We start from the raw sequence: 3263 nt of genomic DNA, 5'->3' as shown, positions 1-3263 counted from the left end.
CGAGCAGGAAGCCTTGGATCATCTTCTCGCTCTGGAGGAAGTCACGCACGCTCGCTTGGGCGGCGATCTGCTCGGCGGGGTAGTCGAAGAAGGGGGCCCAGTCACCGCGGTAAGAAAGCGCTCATTCATTGTTTCCCGATGCGAGCGATCCCGCCCGAAATCCCCCCTAGCCCCCCTTTGGGAAAGGGGGGGACGTTGTTTGGCCCCCCTTTGCGAAAGGGGGGAAGTTGTTGATGGTCACTTTCTTGGCCATGTGATTGAGCCGGTCGGCGATCTCGTAGGTGCTGGGGCGAAAGACACCGGCGGCGTCGTAGGCATCGCGTCGATAGCCGGACATGAGCTGGCGGACGGTGCGGTTGGGCACTTTGAGCAAGGGCCGTCCCTGGCGCTCCCCGGCAAAGCTGAGTAGGCCGAAGTCGTAGCGCAGGGAGACGATGTTGTCCCGGCGTAAGAGACCCTCGGTCGGGAAGCTCGGCTGGATCTGGGCGACCTCCTCGCCACTCTCGATGATGGCGCCTAGGCGTGAGAAGTTGCCATTGAGGCGCGGGTGCGGTGACAAGGATAGCGGTGCAGGGGTGTCGCTGTCCGGAGGTGCTCCAGCCTCGTCTTGGCACTTGGGCGCGGCGGTATCCAGCGGGTGCGGTGTTTTAGAGCGTCTCGACCTCAAACGCCACCAGACTCCGCCCCTCACGCGAGAACTCTACCCCGATCAGATGGATCGGCTGGCCCTCGGCGCGGTATTTCTCCGCATAGCCGCGGTCCTTGATCTGCTGCAGGGCACGCCCTTCCGGGGCCAGTTCCACCACTTTGAACTCGAACAAATAGACTTGGTCATTGAAGCGCACGGTCATGTCGATGCGGCCCTGATGGGTGGCGTCCTCCAGGGTGATATCCAGCCCCACCGCGGCGAAATAGCTGTAGAAGACGCTGGCGTAGTAGCCTTCATAACGCGCAATGGGGTTGTTGCGGTACCAGTCGCTGGGGATGCTGGCGAAGAAAGCGTGGAAGAGGTCTTTCAGGCCGTCCAGATCATTGGCCAGCAGCAGGTCGAGCAGGCGCAGACGGTGCGCGAAGCTGCGGCTGGGGTCGTCGGTGTATTCGCTCAGGAGCGCGGCGTTGAGGCTGGAGGCGACTTCATGATTGGGATAGCCCAGGGTGTAGATCCAGTGCCCGAGCAGCGGTTCCTCGGCCTTGTGGATGGTGAGATAGCCGGTCTGAAACAGCAGCGCCTCGGGGGCGATGCGCTCCACGTCGAAGGTGGAGAGGATCTCTAAGCCGGTGCGCAAACGCGCCAGATCGGGGGTGAAGAAGCCGTGCCGGGCGAGCAGTTTGACCAAGAAGGTCGGGGTGCCGGTCTCGAACCACCAGGGGCGGAACTGACGTTCCTGAAACAGGAGCAGCAAATCGAAGGGGTTGTAGACGGCTTCGCCCAGCCAGTTGTAGCCGTTGTACCAGCGACGGATCTCGGCGCGGTCGAGGCCGTCGAGTTCGGGGGCGAAGACGCGGTCGACATCCGCGTCGGTATAGCCGCAGAGTGCGGAATAGGCCGGATCGAGGGTGATGTCCTCCAGATTGTTCAGCCCGGAAAAGAGACTGAACTTGCTGAACTTGGACACCCCGGTCAGGAAGACGAAACGCAGATGGGCGTCGGCGTCCTTGATGACCGAATAGAGGTTCTTGAGTCCCTCGCGCATGACGAGCGCGGTGTCGGGATCGGTAATGTTATCCAGGATCGGCTTGTCGTATTCGTCGATCAGGATGACGGCAGGTTGGCCGGTATGCGTGTGCGCCTGGCGGATCAGCTCCGCGAAGCAGCCTGAAAGACTGGGGTGTTCGCAGACCACGCCGAGCCGTCGTTGATTGTCATCGAGAAGCTCGCGAATCTTCTCGTCCAAATCGGCCCGCGTCTGAAATACCCCGCCGCCGAAGCTGATGGCGATCACCGGATGGCGCACCGTCCAGTCCCAGTGTGGATGGATATCCAGCCCACGAAACAGCGGTTCGTTGCCCTCGAAGAGTTCCTTCAGGGTGTCGAGAAAGAGGCTCTTGCCGAAGCGACGCGGACGGGAGAGAAAGTAATATTTGCCCTGCTCGATCAGGCGATGGGCCAGGCCGGTCTTGTCGACATAGTAGTGCCCCTCGCCGATGATCTCAGCAAAGGTCTGGATCCCGATGGGGAGTTTGCGGCGGGCTTGAGTCACGCAATGTGTCATCATCGAAAAGGCATGGCGGCAAGTGTAGCGCCCTTGATGCGGGGAGGGATATGACGCCTGAATGCGGGACGGGGTCTTTACCCCCGTCCCGCGCGTTTCTTCGACCCGTCAGCCAAGCCCCGCCGAGCAAAAAAGGTTCCGAACGGGGCGCATGCCCCGTCCGGCCAGCCCTTTTAAAGTGCTCGTAACATAAAGTAAAATATAAATATTTTTTGATCAACAGCCTAGCTGACCTGAGTATGTTTGACGGTATCCTGCAGAAATTCGCTGACCGAGCCTCCGGCGCCGTGATGGTGCGCGCCTTGCTGGAGCACCTCCTCAACGCCGAGCGTCTCGATGCGTGGTTCGAGCGCACCAGTGGAAGCCAGTACACCCGCAAATTTGATGTGTACGATATTGCTCGATCTGGCCGCGCGCGTCGATCTTGCCCGGTGGCGCAAGAACAAACGGGGATCGAAAAAGCCGCCCCCAGCACGCCTCCGGCAAATGTTCAAACCACTGGGTGCGACATACAGGAGCGCGGGAATTCATGGCGTTGATCGGGGGTATAGTTAGGCACGGATGGCGTCGATGAGTCGGCGTGCATCGGCAACATCCCGCTTGGCTTGATCGTCGGCCATGGCCGTGACAGCATCGTAGTCGCCAAGCTGACGATCCTCGAACAGGCGCGTCACAATGCGAGTGTATTCCGGAGCAAAGAGACCCGTTCTTACAAAATCCTTGTTGAACCGGCCGATCAATTGGGCGTGACTCGAAAAGGTATTGCCATTGGCAAGGTGAAGCGCACTGATGGCATGAAAGACGGCATAGTAGGCGCGAGAGGCCGCGTCGCCATTCAAGCCCTCCTTGAATAACAATTCTGCCGCCTGAAGTTTGGCGGCGGCGGCAAGCAGCGCCTCGCTCTCGGGAGTCATAGACGCACGGCCTCGGCGGGTGTCAAGACAGTTGTCGCATTTTTCATGCGGTGTTTGAGGTGGCTTTGGCCTCCGTTTTCAGAGGTTTCCCGGGATTGAGCAAGACGGTGGTGTCGGGCTCCCAGTTGCGCGTGTT

At 60.3% G+C, this 3263-nt stretch carries 4 protein-coding genes; 1 reads left to right on the top strand and 3 read right to left on the bottom strand.

The window, feature by feature from the left end; all coding sequences use genetic code 11:
- Positions 1-166: 166 nt before the first annotated feature.
- The gene (locus G3480_RS25700; RefSeq protein ID WP_164657055.1) at positions 167-559 is read right to left on the bottom strand and encodes a hypothetical protein; all 393 of its coding nucleotides are present in this window, start codon (positions 557-559) and stop codon (positions 167-169) included.
- 88 nt (positions 560-647) lie between these two features.
- A complete protein-coding gene (locus G3480_RS25695) occupies positions 648-2201 on the bottom strand; it encodes an ATP-binding protein (protein WP_338114225.1) in 1554 nt (517 codons plus the stop codon).
- A gap of 251 nt (positions 2202-2452) precedes the next feature.
- Here G3480_RS25695 and G3480_RS25690 point away from each other — a divergent pair, with 251 nt between their 5' ends.
- On the top strand, positions 2453-2752 hold the full coding sequence (locus G3480_RS25690; RefSeq protein WP_164657054.1) for a hypothetical protein: 300 nt from the start codon (positions 2453-2455) through the stop codon (positions 2750-2752).
- Positions 2753-2764: 12 nt separating this feature from the next.
- On the opposite strand, the gene G3480_RS25685 is transcribed toward G3480_RS25690, so the two are convergent.
- Positions 2765-3127, bottom strand: a complete 363-nt coding sequence (locus G3480_RS25685) for a HEPN domain-containing protein (RefSeq protein WP_164657053.1) — start codon at positions 3125-3127, stop codon at positions 2765-2767.
- Positions 3128-3263: the final 136 nt, after the last annotated feature.

The sequence above is a fragment of the Thiorhodococcus mannitoliphagus genome, from assembly GCF_010915725.1.
Taxonomy (GTDB): Bacteria; Pseudomonadota; Gammaproteobacteria; order Chromatiales; family Chromatiaceae; genus Thiorhodococcus; species Thiorhodococcus mannitoliphagus.
This window is presented reverse-complemented; position numbering and strand designations above follow the sequence as displayed.

What these genes read in the sequence shown, in the direction of transcription:
- G3480_RS25690 (WP_164657054.1), top strand. Translation starts at nt 2,453, where the DNA reads ATGTTTGACGGTATCCTGCAGAAATTCGCTGACCGAGCCTCCGGCGCC.
- G3480_RS25685 (WP_164657053.1), bottom strand. Translation starts at nt 3,127, where the DNA reads ATGACTCCCGAGAGCGAGGCGCTGCTTGCCGCCGCCGCCAAACTTCAG.